Genomic DNA, 17831 nt, shown 5'->3' with positions numbered 1-17831 from the left:
TCCGGTGCCCTGGTCGCCCTGCCCCTCAGTCGGTCGGGCCCGTCACGAAGTCGATGAGCTCCTCGACACGCCCCAGCAGGGCCGGCTCGAGGTCGCCGTACCCCCGCACCTGCCCGAGGATGCGCTGCCATGCGCGCGCGATGTCGGCCTGGTCCTCGTGCGGCCAGCCGAACGCGGCGCACACGCCGTGCTTCCACGACGTACCGCGCGGGATCACCGGCCACGCGTCGCGACCGAGGCGAGCCGGTTTCACGCCCTGCCAGATGTCGATGAACGGATGCCCGACCACGAGGACGTGTCGGCGGTGCCGGCCGCGCATGACGGCCTCGGCGATGCGCTGCTCCTTCGATCCCGCGACCAGGTGATCGACGAGCACGCCGACGCGGCGACCCGGTCCCGGCTCGAACTCGTCGAGGATGGCCGCCAGGTCGTCGACGCCCTCGAGGTACTCGACCACGACGCCCTCGACCCGCAGGTCGGCGCCCCAGATCCTCTCGACGAGCTCGGCGTCGTGCCGACCCTCGACGAAGATCCGACTCGGCAGGGCGACCCTGGCCTGGCGGCCGGACTCGACGGCGTAGGAACCCGATGCCGTGCGCACTCGCCCGCGCGGCGCGGTCGGCGTCGGCGCGACGAGTCGCACCGGCTCGCCGTCGACGAGGAAACCGTGGCCGAGCGGGAACATGCGCGTCCGGCCGTGCCGGTCCTCGAGCGTCACGGTCTTCTTCTCGACGGCGACCACGGCACCGCAGTAGCCGTCGGCGGCCAGCTCGACGACGAGGTCGCGGGTCGCCGGAACCTCGGGGATGGTGCGGCGACCCGCGGCGCGCCAGTCGCCCGCGAGGACGTCCTGGCCGTAGCGGTCGGGGCCGAAGGGGTCGTTCGAGGATGGGGGCACCGGTCGAGGCTAGCGAACCGGCCGCGTCGCACTGCGCCGACACGGCGGAGCACCGGTCAGGTCCGGACCGGCGTCCGACGAACCAGCCATGCGGTCCACACCGCTCCCGCGAACGCGATCGTCGCGGCGAGCGCGAACGCCCACGGGATGCCGTAGGGCGCTGCGATGAACCCGAGCGCGATCGGCCCGAGCCCGAGCCCGAGATCCAGCGCGGCGCTGGCCGTGCCCGAGGCGATGCCTCGCTCCGACGGCGAGGCGGTCGCGAAGATCGCGGCGAAGAACGCCGGCGTGGTGAAGGTGATGCCGACGCCCATGAGGACGACGGCGACGAGGAGCCCGATCCAGTCCTGCCAGACCGCGGCGATCACCAGGCCGACGCCGATGACCACGAGCGATGCGGCCGCGAGGGGGAGCGGCGGGAGTCGATCGGGGATCCGGGCGAACGCGATGCGGCAGATGACGACGACCGCACCGTAGGCGAAGAGGGCGATGCTCGGCGATGCCAGGTCGATCCGCTCGGCCCACAGCGTCGCGAATGCGATGAAGCCTCCGACCGCCGCGAGCGAGCTGAGGAACCCGATCGAGGCCGGGATCGCCGGGACGTGCACGATCCGCAGCCGGCTGCCGATCTCGGGCGGCGCGGTCCGGGTCTCGCCGACGAGGAGCGAGAGGCCGACGGCCAGAACGGCGAGCGCCGCGCCGCCGAGCCAGACGGCGCGGAACCCCCCGGCGTCCAGCAGCACCTGGCCGATGAGCGGCCCGAACGCGATGCCGAGGTACAGGCCGAGCGAGTTGTAGGAGAGCGCCTCGCCCACGCGCGAAGCCGGTGCGAGGTCGGCGAGTGCGGCGAAGCCCGACACGAAGAAGGCGGCCTCGGCGACGCCGGCGAGCAGTCGGAGGCCGATGATGGCGGCGAGATCCTCCGTCGCCGTGAGCAGCAGCAGGGCCGCCGCGGCCAGGAGCGCGCCGCCGACGAGCAGCGGTCGACGTCCGAAGCGATCGGATGCCCGACCCGCGAACGGCCGGAGCACGAGCGCGGAGACGGCGAACACGCCGACCGCGAGGCCTGCGGAGGCCTCGTCGCCGCCGACGGGCCCGGTGACGTAGAGGGGGAGCGCGAAGACGGCGACGCCGGCCGCAGTGAAGTAGGCCAGCTCCGCGACCGAGAGGGCGATGAAGGGCTTCGTGAAGAGCGGTTCCCGCGTCGATCCGGCCATGCGGCCACCTCCTCGCGCCGAGTCCGTCGCGCTTCCGGGCCAACGCCAGCGTATCGCGGGCCGGGTCAGCGGAAGTCGCGCGAGCGGTTCGTGGTCGACACCGTGAGCGGTTCGAACCGGTCGGCGACGAGGTTCACGACCCCCTCGCGCGAGCGTTCCAGGATGCCGCGCACGACCATCGCCGGTGCCTCCCTGGCGATCCGGCGATACCTGGTCCAGACGCCGACGCTCGCGATCACGTTGAGGGTGCCCGACTCGTCCTCGAGGTTCATGAACGTGATGCCGCTCGCGGTCGCCGGCCGCTGCCGGTGCGTGACGACCCCGCCGACCTCGATGCGGCGCCCCGACTCGGCCTCGTGCAGCAGGTCGATGCGCACGACGCCGCGCGCGTCCAGGCGCTCCCGCACGTGCCGGATCGGATGGTCGTCGGGCGAGATGCCCGTCGCCCACAGGTCGTACACCACCTGCTCGGCGTCGTTCAGCATCGGCAGCAGGGGCGGCTGCACCACCACGACCGCCCCCGGGAGGTAGTCGGCGCGGTCCTGCGCGGCCTCGCCGGCGAGCCAGAGCGCCTGCCGCGGTTGCAGGTCGAAGCACTCGAACGCGCCTGCTGCGGCGAGCGCCTCGAGCTGCGTCGCATCGAGGCCGGCGCGGCGCGACAGGTCGGCCATGTCGCGGTACGGGCCGTGGACGTCGCGTTCGGCGACGATCCGCTCGGCGACCTTCCCGCCGATCGAGGTGACGTCGGCGAGCCCGAGGCGCACCGCGAACGCGCCGTCCCGGCGGTGCTCCGCCGAACGGTCGGGCGCGTCGCGGTCGAACGGCCCCACGGTCGGCTGGGGTTCGTGGGCGCAGGTCGGCATGCCGGTGGGGCGACGGATGCCGCGCGCCCCCGCCGCGGCATCCGTCGCCGTCTCGCCGGCGGTGAGCGCCTCGAGCCCGGCGTGCACGCCTGAGTGCGCGAGGTCTGGCCGGAGCAGCTCGACGCCGTGCCGCCGGGCGTCGGCGGTGAGCGTGTGCGGCGAGTAGAAGCCCATCGGCTGCGCCCGCAGCAGCGCGGCGAGGAAGGCCGCCGGGTAGTGCAGCTTCAGCCACGAGCTCGCGTAGACGAGCAGGCCGAAGCTGATGGCGTGGCTCTCGGCGAAGCCGAAGTTGGCGAACGCCTCGATCTTGGCGTAGATGGCGTCGGCGGTCTCGGGGTCGATGCCGTTGCGCTCCATGCCCGCGTAGAGCTTCGCCCGCAGCCGCTCGATCTTCTCGACGCCGCGCTTGGAGCCCATGGCCCGGCGCAGCAGGTCGGCGTCGGCCGCGTCGCAGTCGCCGACGGCGACGGCCATCTGCATGAGCTGCTCCTGGAAGAGCGGCACCCCGAGCGTTCGGCGGAGCACGGGCTCGAGCTTCGGATGCAGGTAGGCGACCTGCTCCTCGCCCGTGCGGCGGCGGATGTAGGGGTGCACGGCACCGCCCTGCACCGGGCCCGGGCGGATGAGCGCGATCTCGACGACGAGGTCGTAGAAGCAGCGCGGCTGCAGCCGGGGGAGCGTGCCCATCTGCGCGCGCGACTCGACCTGGAAGACCCCGATCGAATCGGCCCGGCACAGCATGTCGTAGACGGCCGGCTCCTCCTTCGGGATCGTCGCGAGCTCCCACTCCTCGCCCGTGTGCTCGCGCACTAGGTCGAACGTGTACTGCAGCGCGGCGAGCATGCCGAGCCCGAGCAGGTCGAACTTCACGAGCCCCATCCAGGCGCAGTCGTCCTTGTCCCACTGCAGCACGGTCCGGTTCTCCATGCGGGCGTGCTCGATGGGGCACACCTCGCCGACGGGCCGGTCGGTGAGCACCATGCCGCCCGAGTGGATGCCGAGGTGGCGCGGGAAGGTCAGCAGCTGCTCGGCGAGCTCGATCACGGAGTCGGGGATGTCGTGGTCGTCGGTCTCGACGACCGACCCCCAGCGCTCCACCTGGCGCGACCACGCGTCCTGCTGGCCGGTGGAGTAGCCGAGCGCCTTCGCCATGTCGCGCACCGCGCCCTTCGGCCGGTAGCTGATCACGTTCGCGACCTGCGCGGCGTTGTGCCGGCCGTACCTGCCGTAGACGTACTGGATGATCTCCTCGCGACGGTCGGAGTCGAAGTCGACGTCGATGTCGGGCTCCTCGTCGCGAAGCGACGACAGGAACCGCTCGAACGGCAGCTCGTAGAAGATCGAGTCGACGCCCGTGATGTCGAGCACGTAGCAGACGGCCGAGTTCGCCGCCGACCCGCGACCCTGGCAGAGGATGCCGCGGCGGCGCGCCTCCTGCACGAGGTCGTGCACGATGAGGAAGTACCCGGGGAAGTCCTTCTGCTCGATCACGTCGAGCTCCTTCGCGAGGCGCTCGCGCACGTGGTCGGGCACGCCCGGGTATCGGCGATCGGCGCCCCGCCACACGAGTTCGCGCAACCAGGACATGGGCGTGTGCCCCTCCGGCACCTCCTGACGGGGCAGCCTCGGCCTGGCGCTCCGCAGCCGGAACGACAGGTCGTGCGCGAGCGTCACCGAGTGCTCGACGGCGCCGGGGTACCGGTCGAACCGCGCGCGCATCTCGGCGCCCGAGCGCAGGTGCCGGCCGTCGGTCGCGGGCAGCCAGCCGTCGAGCTCGTCGAGGCTCCGCCGGGCGCGGACGGCGGCGAGCGCGGAGGCGAGGCGGTGCTCGCCGGGCGTCGCGTAGTGCGCGGCGTTCGTGGCGAGCACGGGCACGCGGGCGCGGGCCGCGAGCTCCGCGAGGGCGTCGTTCCGCACCTGGTCGAGGGGGTCGCCGTGGTCGGTGAGCTCCACGACGACGTGGTCGCGGCCGAACAGCGCGACGAGCCGGTCGAGCTCGCGCCACGCGGCATCCGCCCCGCCCTCGCTCGCGAGCGCCCGGCGCACCGCGCCCTTGCGGCATCCGGTGGAGACGACCCAGTGCCCGTCGGCGCGCGCGGCCAGCTCCTCGAGGCCGTAGACCGGCCGGCCCTTCTCGCCGCCGGCGAGCTGCCCCGCCGTGATCGCCGACGCGAGCCGGTGGTAGCCCTCCTCGCGCGCGGCGAGCACGAGCAGGTGGTCGCCCTCGGGGTCGGCGGCGCCCATCTGCGGCTCGGTGAGGCCGAACGAGAGCTCGGCGCCGTAGACGGTCTCGAGCTCGGGATACGCCTCGGCGGCCTCGGCGAAGCGCACGATGCCGTAGAAGCCGTCGTGGTCGGTGATCGCGAGCCCCGTCAGGCCCAGTCGGTGCGCCTCCTCGACGAGCTTCTCCGGCCCCGACGCACCGTCGAGGAAGCTGAACGTCGAGTGCGCATGCAGCTCGGCGTAGGGCACGACCGGTCCGGCCTCCGGCGCGACCGTCGGCTCGTCGACCTCCGGCGGGCGGTACGGATGCCGCTTCCGGCTCCATGCCGGACTGTCGCCGCCGTCGCCCAGCACCTTCGAGCGCCCGGCCGCCGCTCCGTCCGGGCGTTGCCGGTCGGAGAGTCGCCGCTCGAGCTCCGACCAGGGGATCTCGGGGTTGTTCCAGCCCATCAGTCGTACCTCGCCTCGGCCCACCAGCCATCGGCGTCGCGCACGAGCAGCCAGGCGCAGCCGTCGTGGTCGACCACCTGGAACCGGTGCACGCGGCGTGCGCGCTCGGCGTCCCACCAGCGCTCGACCACGGGCCACGGGCCCGCCCAAGCCCGTACGGGCGCCGTGGGAGCGCCGCCGACCGCGAACGAGGCCGGCGGTGCCGAGATCGCCCCGCGCCCGTCGACCGCCACGGGCACTGCCTCGGCGTCGACGAGCACGACCGGCCGCCGCTCGCGGAACACGCTCGCCGGAGCGAGCGCGGGCAGGCTCCCCGGCCACGGCGCCTCAGCGGCGACGCGCTGGGGCGCCCGGTCCCCCCACGGCACGAGCACCTGCCGGTCGGCGAGCATGCGCCCGCCGCCGATCGCCGCGGTCACGACGCCCTCGTGCCCGAGCATGCCCTGCACGCGCGTGAGTCCGTGGTGCACGCGCTCGTCGGGCCCGCCGCCCCAGAGCCCCTCCTCGTGGTTGCCGGTCGAGTCGACGCGTTCGGGCACGATCCGCAGGCGCACGATCGCGGCCTCGAGCCCCGCGTCGGCCGCGCCGGACCCCTGCAGCTGCCACCGCACGCGGTCGACCACGTCGGCGGGCGTGAACCACTGCGGGTGCAGCCAGCTGCGGCTCGAGTGCCCGCCGCGATCGTCGTCGAGCTCGACGCGGATGCCGGTGCACACGAGCCGCACGGCCCGCATCCGCTCGATGAACTCCTCTGCCCGCACGCGGAACGCGAACGCGAGCTGGTCGATGCGCTCGAGCGGCGGCTCGAAGTGCTGCAGGGCCTCGAAGTCGGGTGGGGGAGTCCGCGGCGCCACGCGTGACTGCTCGCGCCCGGCGGCCCGATCGTGCGCGAACGCGCCCGCCGCGCCGAACCGGCGCCGCACGTCGTCGTCGGGGAGCGCCGCGAACTCGCCGAGCGTGCGCACCCCGAGCCGGTGCAGCAGCGTCGTCGTGCGTGCGTCGGCCACGAGCGCGACCGGAAGGGGCGAGAGGAAGGCCGCCGAGCCCCCTGGAGGCACCGCGCGCACCGCGTCGGCTGCGTCGCCCGCATCGGTCGGTCTCGCCGCATCGACGGCACCCCCTGCGCCCTCCGCCCGCGCGGTGCCCGCGGCACGGGCCGCCTGCTCGGCGGCGAACGGGCCGTCGGCGATGCCCACGCGCGCGCCGGAGATGCCGAGCACCGCGGCCGCCTCGAGGAGCGCCCGCGCCGCGGCATCCTCACCGCCGTAGTACCTGACCGGACCGCGCGCTCGCATCGCCAGCGTGCCGGGCCGCAGCACCTGCACGCCCGGGACGATCGCCTCGATGCCGCGCACGACCGGTTCGAACGCGCGATGGTCGAGCGCGGCGTCGTACTCCAGCACCGCGAGCGAGGTCGAGCGGTACTGCGCCTCGCGGAGGCGCAGCCCCCGCGTCACGCCGTCGCGCCGGGCCGCGGGGGAGCATGAGTGCACCAGCCCCTTCTCGGTGAGCGCGACGGGCAGCGCAGGATCGATGCCGTGCTCGCGGCACGCGGCGAGCACCGGCCAGTCGGGGCACCAGAGCACGACGGTGCGTACGCCCGCGCTCACGAGGCCCTCGCCGTGAACTCGGGTCGATGCACGACACCGTGGGCGGATGCCGCGGCCGCGACCTCCGCTTCGCCCGGGTCGGGCGCGCGCAGTGCCTCGTCGGGCCTCGCCCCATCCGCCCCGATCGCGCGGATCGCGGCCGGCGCCTCCGTCTCGTCGACCGCGCTGAACCCGAGGTCGCCCGCAGGGAGCCGAAGGCGCCGCCGGGCGCCCCGACCGACCTCGCCGCGCCCCGTGACGCGGACCACGACCTCGCGCTCGACGAGATGGCCGTGCCCGCGCTCCAGCCCCGTCCAGTCGCTCCGCTCGAGTTCGAGCCGGGCGTCGCTGCCCGGCCAGTCGCCGTCGACGAGCAGGAGCGCTCCGCGCTGGCGGAGCCGTGCCGCGAATCGCGACGCCTCGGCCGGTGCGAGCCGCGCGGTCGGGCGCACCGCGACCACGGGGATCACGTCGGCGAGCGCGGCCGCGACCGTCAGCCACTGCCGACCGGGGTCGGGCACGAGCACGAGCCGCTCCAGGTCGATGCCGAACCGTGCCGCCGCTTCGACGCCGAACTCGGGCATGCCGGAGACCGCGACCCAGCGTCCGCTCCGCGACGGCCCGGCCAGCGCCGCCATGAGCAGCGTGATCGACCCCTCGACCTGCACGATCGCGCCCTCGCGGAGCGCTCCGCCCGGCAGCACGCTCGCGAGCGCCGGATGCGTGGGCAGGGCCCTGGTGTCGAGCCGCGTCGCCTGCATGCCGCGGATGCGCGCCTGCAGTTCCTCGACCCGGTCGAGCCGCGCGGCGGGCGGCGGCTCGACCGCGGTCGCGCCGTCGGGCGCGGGGAGGGGAGCGGTCATCGTCACTCCTCAATGTTCGAACACATGTTCGAATGAGGCAAGTCGCGGATGCCACGCGTCCACGCCCCCGAGCGGGGGCCGCGTGGCGGTCGCGGCGGCACGCCGGAACCTTCGGGAGGACGTTCCGGCAGCTCGCCGGCGTGTCCCGGGCCGACACGCCGCGGGGTCCGCGGAACATCCTCCCGTTTCGCGACGCGACGGGCGAGGATACCGGGTTAACGCGAGAAGGCCGGATCCGAAGATCCGGCCTTCTCGACAACGCGTGCGCGAGGGGGGACTTGAACCCCCACGCCCGTTAGGGCACTAGCACCTCAAGCTAGCGCGTCTGCCATTTCCGCCACCCGCGCGTTGTCTCGGCCTCCGATCGCTCAGCGGCCGTAGAAGACATTAGCACGGTTTGCAGGGGCCTCAGACCACTCGGCGCCGGGCGACTCCCACGTGCAGAGGTCGGGGCAGGTCAGACCCGGAAAGCCGGATTTCCGAGGCATCCGCCGCCGTCCGCGAAGCCTGGGCCTCGCGATAGCGTGGACCGCATGGCCGAGACGCTCCCGACGACCACCGAGCCCCAGCCCGAGCTCGACGAGACCGCGATCATCGCGCGCGACCTCATCCGGTTCGACACGACGAACCACGGCGAGGGGCGTTCGAACGGCGAGCGCGAGGCCGCCGAGTACGTCGAGGCGCGCCTGCGTGCGATGGGCCTCGATCCGGTCGTGCACGAGTCGGCGCCGCGTCGCGCGAACGTCGTCGCCCGCGTGCCCGGTGCGAACCCCGACAAGCCCGCGCTCGTCCTCCACGGCCACCTCGACGTGGTGCCCGCCGATCCCCGGAACTGGAGCGTCGACCCGTTCGCCGGCGAGATCCGCGACGGCATGCTCTGGGGCCGCGGTGCGGTCGACATGAAGGACATGGACGCCATGATCCTCACCGCGGTCGGCGACATCCTCGCCGCGGGGCGGTCGCCCGAGCGCGAACTGATCCTGGGCTTCTTCGCCGACGAGGAGGCGGGCGGGCTGTACGGCGCGAGCTGGCTCGTCGATGAGCACCCGGAGCTCTTCTCGGGCGCGACCGAGGCGATCAGCGAGGTCGGCGGGTACTCGATCACCGTCGGAGGCAAGCGCGCCTACCTGCTGCAGACGGGCGAGAAGTCGCTCGTCTGGGTTCGGCTCGTCGCGCACGGCACCGCCGCGCACGGTTCGCGCCTCGTCCGCGACAACGCGGTGACCAAGCTCGCCCAGGCGATCGCGCGGATCGGCCGACGCGAATGGCCGATCCGGCTGACGGGCACGACCCGCGAGCTGCTCGCGGCGATCGCCGGCGCACTCGGCGTCGACCCCGAGCAGGTCTCGCCCGACGAACTCGCGCTCGCCACGGGGTCGGCCTCGGGCTTCATCACGGCGACCCTCCGCACGACGTCGAACCCGACGCTGCTTCAGGCCGGCTACAAGCACAACGTCATCCCCGACCGCGCGGAGGCGCTCGTCGACATCCGCACGCTGCCGGGCGAGGAGGACGGCGTGCTCGCCGAACTGGCCGAGCTCATCGGACCCGAGGTCGAGATCCAGATCGTGCACCGCGACGTCGGCCTCGAGGCGCCCACGCACGGCCCGCTGGTCGACGCGGTCTCGCACGCCCTCCACGCGCACGACCCCGAGGCCGCGGTGTTCCCGTACCTGCTGAGCGGCGGCACCGACAACAAGTCCCTGTCGCGGCTCGGCATCGCCGGCTACGGCTTCGCACCGCTGCGCCTGCCCGACGGCCTCGACTTCCCTGCGATGTTCCACGGCGTGGACGAGCGCGTGCCGCTCGACGCACTAGTCTTCGGTAGGCAGGTCCTGAAGGACCTCCTCCTGGCGTACTGACGCCCTACTCGTTCGACGACCACGACGGTCCCGTGCCCTTCGCGCGTCGAGGGGCGGAAGGCGATGCCCCTTGATCGAAGCCCTGATCCTCGGCCTCGTGCAGGGACTCACCGAGTTCCTGCCGATCTCCTCGAGCGCGCACCTGCGCATCCTGGGGGAGTTCCTGCCCAACGCGGCCGACCCGGGAGCGGCGTTCACCGCGATCACGCAGCTCGGCACCGAGGCGGCGGTGGTCGTCTTCTTCTGGCGCGACATCGTGCGGATCGTCCGCCAGTGGTTCGGCGCCCTCACCGGCCGCGTGCCCCGGAACGACCCCGATGCGCGGATGGGCTGGCTGATCATCGTCGGCTCGATCCCGATCGTCGTGCTCGGCCTCCTCTTCCAAGACCAGATCGAGACCGTGTTCCGCTCGCTCTACGTCGTGGCGACGATGCTGATCGTCTTCGGCATCGTGCTGGGCCTCGCCGACTGGGCCGGCGCGAAGCGCCGCAAGCTCGACGAGCTGACCTACCCGCACGGCATCTACTTCGGCCTGGCCCAGTCGCTCGCGCTCATCCCCGGGGTCTCCCGGTCGGGCGGCACGATCACGATGGGCCTCCTGCTCGGCTACGAGCGCGCGGCCGCCGCCCGCTACGCGTTCCTGCTCGCGATCCCCGCGGTGTTCGGCTCGGGCTTCTACCAGTTGTTCAAGAGCTGGGGCGAGCCGGCCGTCTACGGCCCGCTCGAGACCGCCGCCGCGACCGCCGTCGCGTTCGTCGTGGCGATCCTCGTCATCGCCTTCTTCATGAAGTGGATCTCACGCCACAGCTTCCTGCCGTTCGTGATCTACCGCATCGCGCTGGGCGCGACGGTCTTCGTGCTGCTCGGCACCGGCGTCCTCGAGCCGTTCTGATCGGCGCGCGGCCGGGGCACGCGAGCGCTACGGCTGCGACCTCGCCGGCTCGGGTGGGCGGATGCCTCGTCAGCCGCCGTCGCGCGGACGCCACGGGCCGCCGCCCGGCTGGTCGCCGCGCCGGCGGAGGTAGCGCTCGAACTCCTGGGCGATCGCCTCGCCGGATGCCTCGGGCGCGTCGACCGCGTCGCGGGCCTGCTCCAGCTGGGTGATGTACCCGGCCATCTCCTCGTCGTCGGCGGCGAGCGCGTCCACGCTCGACTCCCAGGCCTTCGCCTCCTCCTCGAGCGAGCCGCGCGGGATGCTGAGCCCGGTGAGCTCCTCGACCTTGCCGAGCAGCGCGAGCACCGCCTTCGGCGAGGGAGCGTTGTGCACGTAGTGCGGCACCGACGCCCACAGCGACACCGTCGGGATCCCGACGCGCTCGGCCTGGTCGGCGATGACGCTGAGGATGCCGACCGGCCCTTCGTACGACGAGCGGTCGACACCGAGCGCCGCACGCACCTCGGGGTTCTCGCTCGACGCGAAGACCGAGAGGGGCCGCGTGTGCGGGGCGTCGGCGAGCATCGCGCCGAGCAGCACGATCCCCTCGATGTCGGCGGTGAGCGCGGCGTCGATGAGCTCGGCGGCGAAGCCCTTCCAGGTGCGTGCGGGTTCCGCGCCGAGGAGCACGTGCAGCCGGTCGGCGCCGGGGCCCGTGACGACCTCGTCGTCGTCGGGGCGCGGCTCGCCGCTCGGACCGAGGATCGCGGCGCCCGGCCAATTGAGGCGGCGGGTCCCGTCGGGCGCGTTCTCGATCGTCGGGCGCGTGAACTGGTAGTCGAAGTAGAGCTCGGGGTCGACGGCGGCGATCTCGACGAGTCCAAGTCGCTCGGCCAGGAGTCGCGCCGCCCCGGTGGCCGCCTCGCCGGCGTCGTTCCATCCCTCGAATGCCACGACGAGGAGTCGTCCGCCCTCGAACCCGGTCGGCTGCTGCACTCGGTCCGCCCCGCTTCCCGAGCCCGGAACGTCCGGACTCACCTCCACAATAGGCCGTGCCGATAGAATCGCCCGTTGTGACCAAGCGCCTTCCCGCCGCCGTCCTCTGGGACATGGACGGCACCCTCGTCGACACCGAGCCGTACTGGATGCGGGCCGAGATCGAACTCGTCGAGGAGTTCGGCCGAACCTGGACCCACGAGGACGCGCTGCAGATGGTCGGCATGGGCCTCTGGGACGCTGCCGAGGTGTTCCGGCGCGCCGGCGTCGACCTGCCCGCCGACGCGATCGTCGAGCGCCTCACCGAGCGGGTGCGGGAGCAGCTCGCCCAGCACGGCGTGCCGTGGCAGCCCGGTGCCCGGGCGCTCCTCAGGCAACTCCGCGACGCCGGCGTGCCGACCGCGCTCGTGACGATGTCGATCCGGTCGATGGCCGAGGACGTGGTGGGCGCCATCCCGTTCGTCGCGTTCGACGAGCTCGTGACGGGCGACGAGGTCGCGGCGCCGAAGCCGCACCCCGAGCCGTACCTCGCCGCCGCCGGCAGACTCGGGGTCGACATCGCCGACTGCGTCGCGATCGAGGACTCCCCGACGGGCCTCGCCTCGGCGACCGCCGCCGGCGCCGTCGTCATCGGCGTCCCCCACATGCTCTCGCTCGAGGAGGCGCCCTCCGACGTGGTGTGGGACACCCTCGACGGCCGCACGCTCGACGACCTCGTCGCCGTCGCGACGACGAAGCGGGCGCGCGCGTGAGCCGCGGCGAGGCGAGCGGGCCGTTCCGCGTCGGCGACCGCGTGCAGCTGACGGGCCCGAAGGGCCGCATGCACACGATCACGCTCGAGCCCGGCAAGGTCTTCCACTCCCACAAGGGCACCATCGCGCACGACGAGATCATCGGCCTGCCCGACGGTTCGGTCGTCGCGAACGCGGTCGGGGTCGAGTACCTCGCGCTCCGACCCCTGCTCAGCGACTTCGTCATGTCGATGCCGCGCGGCGCGGCCATCGTCTATCCGAAGGACGCGGTGCAGATCCTGGCTCAGGCCGACGTCTTCCCCGGGGCGACCGTGGTCGAGGCCGGTGTCGGCTCCGGCGCCCTCTCGCTGTGGCTGCTCCGCGCGATCGGCCCCACCGGCCGCCTGATGTCGTTCGAGCGCCGCGAGGAGTTCGCCGACGTCGCGCGCGGCAACGTCGCGACCTTCCACGGCGAGGACTCGGCGAACTGGTCGATCACGCTCGGCGACCTGGCCGAGGCGCTCCCGCAGCGGGCGGGGGCGGCATCCGTCGACCGCGTCGTGCTCGACATGCTCGCGCCCTGGGAGTGCATCGACGCCGTCTCGACCGCGTTGAAGCCGGGCGGCGTGCTCCTCTGCTACGTCGCGACGGTGACGCAGCTCTCGCGCGTGGCCGAGGCGATCCGGGCGACCGGCTGGTACACCGAGCCCGTCGCCAACGAGACGATGGTGCGCGGATGGCACGTGCAGGGCCTCGCGGTCCGGCCCGACCACCGCATGATCGCGCACACCGGCTTCCTGATCACGGCGCGCCGGCTCGCGCCCGACACGGTCCTCCCGGAGCTCAAGCGCCGACCGTCGAAGACCGAGTTCAGCGACGAGGACGTCGAGGCGTGGACGCCCGGCGCGCTCGGCGAACGCAATGTCAGCGACAAGGTCCTCCGCAAGCGGGCACGGGCGGCGGATGCCGCGGCGCGCAGCTCGCGCGGCGACCTCGCCGACGAGCCCGCCACCGACCCCGCCGACGCCGACTAGGCTGTCTGCGCCCGTTCCACCCGAGACGAAACGAGGATCCGTGCGCCTCCCGCTCGCACTCACCGCCACCGCGACCGTCGTCGCGCTCGCCCTGACCGGTTGCGCCTCGGCGCCCGAGCCGCAGGCGGAGCCCGGTGGATCGTCCGACCTCGTCGAGGTCCGCGGCGACTTCGGCGACACGCCCCGCGTCGACTTCCCGACGCCGCTGGTGCCCGCGACGACGCAGTGCACCGAGCTCATCGAGGGCTCGGGCGACCACCTCGTCGACGGCCAGGAGGCACTGGTCGGGCTCGCGGTCTACAACGGGTCGACCGGCGACGAGATCCAGGTCACCGGCTTCGGCGACGAGGACGCCGTTCCGGTCGTGCTGGGCGCGAACACGCTGACCGGGCTCCGCACCGGACTGAGCTGCGCCCGCGAGGGATCGCGGGTCGCGGTCGTCATCCCGCCGGCCGACGGCTTCGGCGACGAGGGCAATGCGTCCCTCGGCATCGGCCCCGACGACAGCCTCGTCGTGATCTTCGACGTGCAGCAGGCCTTCCTGCCCAAGGCGAACGGCTCGCCGCGCATCACCCGCGACGGCTTCCCGGCCGTCGTGACCGCGCCCGACGGGCGCCCGGGCATCACCGTGCCCGACCGCGACCCGTTCGAGACGACCGAGGTCGAGGTGCTGAAGCAGGGCTCCGGCCAGACCGTCGAGGACGGCGATCGGGTCGTCGTGCACTACACGGGCGTGCTCTGGGACGACAACACCGTGTTCGACTCGAGCTGGGAGAGCGGTGCTCCCGCGTCCTTCGTCGTGAGCGAGGGCTCCGGCTCGCAGGTGATCCCGGGCTTCGCCGAGGCGCTGATCGGCCAGCAGGTCGGCTCGCAGGTCGGCGTCGTGGTCGCCCCGGAGGACGGCTACGGCGACGCCGAGCAGGCGGGCATCCCGGCCGGGTCGACGCTCTTCTTCGTGATCGACATCCTCGGCGTGGTGTGAGGCCGGGCGGCTGCCGTGCCGCCGCGGGCGCTTCAGTATGATCGCTGACGTGGCGTCATCCAAGCCCGCGGGGGAGTCGCGGATCCCGGTCGAGGACCGGCTGTTCAGCCTCGTCCTCGCGCTGCTCGCGACCGAGACCGGGCTGCTGAAGTCCGAGATCCTCTCGACCGTGCGCGGCTACGCCGAACGATACGATCCGCGCGGCGGGAACGCGAACCTCGAGCGCCAGTTCGAGCGCGACAAGGACGACATCCGCGACCTCGGGATCCCGCTCGAGACTGTGGAGTCCCCGGACCGCCCCGGCGACAACCAGGCCCTTCGGTACCGCATCCCGAAGGGCGAGTACGACCTGCCCGTCGACGTGCGCTTCACCGCCGACGAGCTCGCGCTGCTCGGGCTCGCGGCCGAGGTCTGGCGTGAGGCCTCGCTCTCGGCCGACTCGCAGCGCGCACTCACGAAGCTGCGCTCGCTCGGCATCGAGCCGCGCGAGCCGGTGATCGGCTACGCGCCGCGGCTGCGGGTGCGGGATGCCGCGTTCGAGCCCCTGCGCCAGGCACTCGACAAGCGGCAGCGCGTGCGCTTCCACTACCTCAAGCCCGGCGAGCAGGCACCGCGCCTGCGCACGGTCGAACCGTACGCGGTGGTGCTCCACGAGGGACGCTGGCACCTGCACGGACGCGACGTCGACGCGGCGGCGCCGCGCACCTTCCTGCTCTCGCGGATCGTGGGCGACGTGAAGGCCCTGCCCGGTGCGCCGTTCGAGCCGCCACCCGCCGATGTCCAGGACCGCGTGCTCGCCGACCTGCAGGCGCTCAGGCTCGCGAACGCGGCCGACCTCGCGGTGAGCGCGGGCTCCGACGCGGAGGTGCGGCTGGGCAAGCGCGCCGTGCAGTCCGACGACGATGCCGGCGTCATCCGCCTGCACTACACCGACGCGGTCGTCTTCGCCGATGAGCTCGCCTCGTACGGACCCGAGGTGCGCGTGATCGCACCCGCATCGCTGCGGGAGGCCGTGCGCGCCCGGCTCGCGACGGTGGCGGCCGCGCACCGCGCAGGAGGAGCCGCATGAGCGCTCGCCCGCCGCGGCGGCCCGCCGGACTGCGCGCGCCCGACAAGCTCGTCTTCCTGCTCTCGCTGGTGCCCTACCTGCTCGACCAGCGCGTGGTCGACGTCGCCGATGCGGCTGCGCACTTCGGCGTCGGGGAGCAGGAGATCCGCGACGCCGTGATGCTCATCGCGACCTCCGGGCTTCCCGGGGCGACGGGCACGTACCAGCCGAACGACCTGTTCGACATCGACTGGGACGCGTTCGAGGAGGACGACGTCATCGTCATCGTCCACCACGTCGCGATCGACGACGCCCCGAAGCTCTCGGCACGCGAGGCCGCCGCGCTCATCGCGGGCCTCCGCTACCTCTCCGCGGCGCCCGAGAACGCGGGCAGCGCGTCGCTCGCCGCCCTCACCGAGAAGCTGCGTGCCGGCGCGTCGGGCGAGCCGAGCCGGATCGCGGTCGCCGAGGAGGCCGTCGACGAGACCCTCGCCGAGGTGCGACGGGCCGTCGCATCCGGCCACCGACTCGAGTTCGACTACCTCAACGCGCGCGGGGAGCACCGGCGGCGCCGCGTCGACCCCCTCCGGATCGCATCGCTCGGCGCGGACTGGTACCTGCAGGCGTTCGACCAGCTCCGGGAGGACGTGCGCAACTTCCGCATCGACCGCATGAGCGGGCTCAGCGTCACCGATGAGCCGATCGGCGACCACACCGGGCGGGTGATCCCCGAGACGCTCTTCCAGGCCTCGCCGGACGACCTGGAGGTCGTCGTGGACGTCGCCCCCGAGAGCCTGCCGCTCCTCGCGGACTACCTCGCTGATTCGACCTCCGACGAGGTGGACGGGCGGCTGCGCGTGACCCTGCGCCTCGCGCACGTGCACGGCCTGAAGCGACTCGTGGCCGGCCTGCCCGGCCTCGTGACCGTGATCGCCCCGAAGGAGGCGCGCGAGGCGGTCGCCGCGTGGGCCGAGGCCGGTCTCTCCGGCTATCCGGACGACCAGTCCGATCGTGATGCGATCGAAGCAGAGGCGTGAGGGCACCCCCTCGCGCGAGCAGGTAGACTGGCCGCACCATCCCGCCAGAATGGACGAGCACCTATGTTTGGAAACGCCTTCACCGGTTGGCACGCGCTGATCATCCTCTTGGTGATCCTGCTGCTGTTCGGTGCGCCGAAGCTTCCCGCGCTCGCGCGGAGCCTGGGCCAGTCGATGAAGATCCTCAAGAACGAGGTCCGCTCCGACGGAGACGACGCCGACGCCAAGGACGGCGCTGCGGCGAGCACCGAGGCGCCCGCCTCGACGACCACGTCGGCGCCCGCGTCGACGACGCCCGGACAGGTCGAGCAGCCGAAGCGCGCGGACTCCGGCCCGAGCGCCTGAGCCGCATGACCGCGGTGAAGGATCGCGGGGAGAAGAACCGCGAGAAGCGGATGTCGCTCGGCGCGCACCTCGTCGAGCTGCGCAAGCGACTCTTCCGGTCGGCGATCGCCATCGTCGTCGGCATGGCCGTCGGCTGGTGGCTGACGGACGCGTTCGTGTGGCAGGCGATCCAGGAGCCCGTCAACCTCGTCGTCGAGGCGCAGCAGGGTACCGACGCGGCGTCGACGGGCATCATCTTCCCGACGATCTCCAGTGCGTTCGACCTGCGACTGCAGATCGCGTTCACGCTCGGCATCGTGATCTCCGCGCCGGTCTGGCTGTACCAGGTCTTCGCGTTCCTCGTCCCCGGGCTGAACACCCGCGAACGCAAGTACACGTTCGCGTTCTTCGCCACCGCGATCCCGCTCTTCTTCGCGGGCTGCGCGGCCGGGTGGTTCGTGCTGCCCAACATCGTGAAGCTGATGACGGGGTTCGTGCCCGAGGGCGCCGAGACACTGCTCACCGCGAAGGAGTACATCGACTTCGTGCTGAAGCTCGTCGTCGCCATCGGCATCGCCTTCGTGGTGCCGGTGTTCATCGTGCTGCTGAACTTCGCCGGGATCATCAGCGCGCAGTCGATCATCAAGTCGTGGCGCATCGCGATCCTCGTCATCGTGCTGTTCACGGCGTTCGCGACGCCGTCGGCCGACATCGTCTCGATGTTCATGCTCGCCGTGCCGATGATCGGGCTCTACTTCGCCGCGTACGGGCTCGCGTACCTGCACGACCGCCGCGTCGCCAAGCGCAATCAGTTGGAGTTCGGCGACGCTGTCTAGGCTG

General features: G+C 72.9%; 15 protein-coding genes and 1 tRNA gene. 9 read left to right on the top strand and 7 right to left on the bottom strand.

Annotation, left to right across the window (positions count from 1 at the left end; genetic code table 11):
- Window positions 1-25 precede the first annotated feature (25 nt).
- From ACSJD1_RS14630 to ACSJD1_RS14605, 6 genes are all read right to left on the bottom strand, one after another.
- On the bottom strand, window positions 26-898 hold the full coding sequence (locus ACSJD1_RS14630; protein ID WP_438856006.1) for a DUF3097 domain-containing protein: 873 nt from the start codon (window positions 896-898) through the stop codon (window positions 26-28).
- A 56-nt stretch (window positions 899-954) separates the two neighbouring features.
- Window positions 955-2115: an MFS transporter gene (locus ACSJD1_RS14625; RefSeq protein ID WP_438856005.1), complete on the bottom strand. Its 1161-nt coding sequence runs from the start codon at window positions 2113-2115 to the stop codon at window positions 955-957.
- 65 nt (window positions 2116-2180) lie between these two features.
- Complete coding sequence (locus ACSJD1_RS14620; protein ID WP_438856004.1) at window positions 2181-5651, bottom strand: error-prone DNA polymerase; 3471 nt, start codon at window positions 5649-5651, stop codon at window positions 2181-2183.
- Window positions 5651-7261: a DNA polymerase Y family protein gene (locus ACSJD1_RS14615; protein ID WP_438856003.1), complete on the bottom strand. Its 1611-nt coding sequence runs from the start codon at window positions 7259-7261 to the stop codon at window positions 5651-5653. The genes ACSJD1_RS14620 and ACSJD1_RS14615 overlap by 1 nt, the downstream gene beginning before the upstream one ends.
- The gene (locus ACSJD1_RS14610; RefSeq protein ID WP_438856002.1) at window positions 7258-8103 is read right to left on the bottom strand and encodes a hypothetical protein; all 846 of its coding nucleotides are present in this window, start codon (window positions 8101-8103) and stop codon (window positions 7258-7260) included. Before ACSJD1_RS14610 ends, ACSJD1_RS14615 begins: the two co-directional genes overlap by 4 nt.
- 263 nt (window positions 8104-8366) lie before the next feature.
- Window positions 8367-8450: transfer RNA gene (locus ACSJD1_RS14605), tRNA-Leu, on the bottom strand.
- Window positions 8451-8636: 186 nt separating this feature from the next.
- On the opposite strand from ACSJD1_RS14605, the gene ACSJD1_RS14600 reads away from it, so the two are divergent.
- Complete coding sequence (locus tag ACSJD1_RS14600; protein ID WP_438856001.1) at window positions 8637-9965, top strand: M20/M25/M40 family metallo-hydrolase; 1329 nt, start codon at window positions 8637-8639, stop codon at window positions 9963-9965.
- A 70-nt stretch (window positions 9966-10035) separates the two neighbouring features.
- Window positions 10036-10857: an undecaprenyl-diphosphate phosphatase gene (locus ACSJD1_RS14595; protein WP_438856000.1), complete on the top strand. Its 822-nt coding sequence runs from the start codon at window positions 10036-10038 to the stop codon at window positions 10855-10857.
- A gap of 69 nt (window positions 10858-10926) precedes the next feature.
- On the opposite strand, the gene ACSJD1_RS14590 is transcribed toward ACSJD1_RS14595, so the two are convergent.
- Window positions 10927-11835 carry a PAC2 family protein gene (locus tag ACSJD1_RS14590; protein WP_438855999.1) on the bottom strand — a complete coding sequence of 303 codons (909 nt, stop codon included), beginning with the start codon at window positions 11833-11835 and terminating at the stop codon, window positions 10927-10929.
- A gap of 77 nt (window positions 11836-11912) precedes the next feature.
- Here ACSJD1_RS14590 and ACSJD1_RS14585 point away from each other — a divergent pair, with 77 nt between their 5' ends.
- From ACSJD1_RS14585 to tatC, 7 genes are all read left to right on the top strand, one after another.
- Entirely contained in the window at window positions 11913-12587 is a 675-nt protein-coding gene (locus tag ACSJD1_RS14585; RefSeq protein WP_438855998.1) for an HAD family hydrolase, read from the top strand.
- Window positions 12584-13600, top strand: a complete 1017-nt coding sequence (locus tag ACSJD1_RS14580; RefSeq protein WP_438855997.1) for a tRNA (adenine-N1)-methyltransferase — start codon at window positions 12584-12586, stop codon at window positions 13598-13600. The genes ACSJD1_RS14585 and ACSJD1_RS14580 overlap by 4 nt, the downstream gene beginning before the upstream one ends.
- A 40-nt stretch (window positions 13601-13640) precedes the next feature.
- Window positions 13641-14582, top strand: a complete 942-nt coding sequence (locus ACSJD1_RS14575; RefSeq protein WP_438855996.1) for an FKBP-type peptidyl-prolyl cis-trans isomerase — start codon at window positions 13641-13643, stop codon at window positions 14580-14582.
- A 49-nt stretch (window positions 14583-14631) separates the two neighbouring features.
- Window positions 14632-15651: a helix-turn-helix transcriptional regulator gene (locus ACSJD1_RS14570; protein ID WP_438855995.1), complete on the top strand. Its 1020-nt coding sequence runs from the start codon at window positions 14632-14634 to the stop codon at window positions 15649-15651.
- Window positions 15648-16667, top strand: a complete 1020-nt coding sequence (locus tag ACSJD1_RS14565; RefSeq protein ID WP_438855994.1) for a helix-turn-helix transcriptional regulator — start codon at window positions 15648-15650, stop codon at window positions 16665-16667. The genes ACSJD1_RS14570 and ACSJD1_RS14565 overlap by 4 nt, the downstream gene beginning before the upstream one ends.
- A 63-nt stretch (window positions 16668-16730) precedes the next feature.
- Window positions 16731-17012: a twin-arginine translocase TatA/TatE family subunit gene (gene tatA, locus ACSJD1_RS14560; protein WP_438855993.1), complete on the top strand. Its 282-nt coding sequence runs from the start codon at window positions 16731-16733 to the stop codon at window positions 17010-17012.
- Between the two features lie 50 nt (window positions 17013-17062).
- Window positions 17063-17827, top strand: coding sequence for a twin-arginine translocase subunit TatC (gene tatC / locus ACSJD1_RS14555; protein ID WP_438856047.1), 765 nt, complete (start codon window positions 17063-17065; stop codon window positions 17825-17827).
- The last annotated feature ends 4 nt before the right edge of the window (window positions 17828-17831 follow it).

Source organism: Agromyces excoecariae, from assembly GCF_051715505.1.
GTDB lineage: Bacteria > Actinomycetota > Actinomycetes > Actinomycetales > Microbacteriaceae > Agromyces.
Note: the sequence above shows the minus strand (reverse complement) of the source record. Positions and strands in the feature narration are given on the sequence as shown.

Coding starts and splice junctions, on each gene's coding strand:
- ACSJD1_RS14625 (WP_438856005.1), bottom strand. CDS start 2,115: ATGGCCGGATCGACGCGGGAACCGCTCTTCACGAAGCCCTTCATCGCC.
- ACSJD1_RS14620 (WP_438856004.1), bottom strand. CDS start 5,651: ATGGGCTGGAACAACCCCGAGATCCCCTGGTCGGAGCTCGAGCGGCGA.
- ACSJD1_RS14610 (WP_438856002.1), bottom strand. CDS start 8,103: ATGACCGCTCCCCTCCCCGCGCCCGACGGCGCGACCGCGGTCGAGCCG.
- ACSJD1_RS14600 (WP_438856001.1), top strand. CDS start 8,637: ATGGCCGAGACGCTCCCGACGACCACCGAGCCCCAGCCCGAGCTCGAC.
- ACSJD1_RS14565 (WP_438855994.1), top strand. CDS start 15,648: ATGAGCGCTCGCCCGCCGCGGCGGCCCGCCGGACTGCGCGCGCCCGAC.
- tatA (WP_438855993.1), top strand. CDS start 16,731: ATGTTTGGAAACGCCTTCACCGGTTGGCACGCGCTGATCATCCTCTTG.
- tatC (WP_438856047.1), top strand. CDS start 17,063: ATGTCGCTCGGCGCGCACCTCGTCGAGCTGCGCAAGCGACTCTTCCGG.